Genomic DNA, 961 nt, shown 5'->3' on the forward strand with positions numbered 1-961 from the left:
CCTCTTTATGTTACGTTGCAAAAAGATCGTTCTCTTTACATTGGTGATCATCTTGTAGAACAAGCAGCTTTGAGAGAAGCTTTGTTGAGGGAAACGACGCAAAATTTAGAGGCAAAAATTTTAATCAAAGCGGATAGCGAAATTGATTATGGTACTGTCATCGATTTATTAAATCAAATACGTATGGCTGGATATCATAAAATCGGTCTTGTAGGATTGCAAAACTCTACCAATCTTGTCTCAAGAGGTGAGATCAATAATAAAACAACAGGGGTAGCGAACGCTGCTGTCGATGGAGCGGGTGGTAGCGCGGGTGGTAACGTTGTGGGGCATGTGGATGCCGTAACAACGAGCACTACGGGAAACGCTAATATTCCAGCCGATGTCTCTGATCAGTGATAAAAAACAGCCTTTGTTGCAGGAAGCAAAGCATATTACTCAAAGTCGTAGAGTGAAATTGATGAGGGTTCCGCGGATTTATTAAACCAAACACGCATGGGTTTGATATTACGCAGGGGGTTCATATATTGAATCGGTTTTTTTAGGATTAAACTCTACTCATCTTGCCGCAAGAGGTGCGATCAAGAAAACAGCAGAGGCGATTGTTGTGTGTCTTAATACATCTTAAAGCCTTTTTTGCGGCGGTGTTCATAAATGGTATATAAAAAGCAAGTAAAATAAAATAGTTATGTCTAATATGGGGGAATAGGTGAATCTTGATTCTATTGAGTTTTTTTGCCTCTATCCCTCATCTTTTTGAAGCTTTTTTATCGCCTCTATAGCTAACCTTTTGCGATCTGCGCTCTTTGTGTAAAGAGATGCCATAGCATCATTTGTCCAGCCAAAAATTGCTTTGAGTTGTGATACTGTTGCACCAGAATTAGCTGCGCGTGTTGCTGCTAATTTTCTTAAGCCATGTGCTGATTTTTTGATTCCCGCTACGTTACAAGCCTCACGAAAA

General features: G+C 40.2%; 2 protein-coding genes. One reads left to right on the plus strand and one right to left on the minus strand.

Annotated elements, in window-relative coordinates:
* Nucleotides 1–399, plus strand: a 399-nt coding sequence (locus ACFIL3_RS10505) for an ExbD/TolR family protein (RefSeq protein WP_375682251.1), incomplete at its 5' end; no start/stop codon positions are given.
* A gap of 342 nt (nt 400–741) precedes the next feature.
* On the opposite strand, the gene ACFIL3_RS10510 is transcribed toward ACFIL3_RS10505, so the two are convergent.
* On the minus strand, nt 742–961 hold a 220-nt coding region (locus tag ACFIL3_RS10510), incomplete at its 5' end, for a tyrosine-type recombinase/integrase (protein ID WP_375682252.1).

Origin of the sequence: Bartonella sp. CE47NXGY, from assembly GCF_042195415.1 — a bacterium.
Taxonomy (GTDB): domain Bacteria; phylum Pseudomonadota; class Alphaproteobacteria; order Rhizobiales; family Rhizobiaceae; genus Bartonella.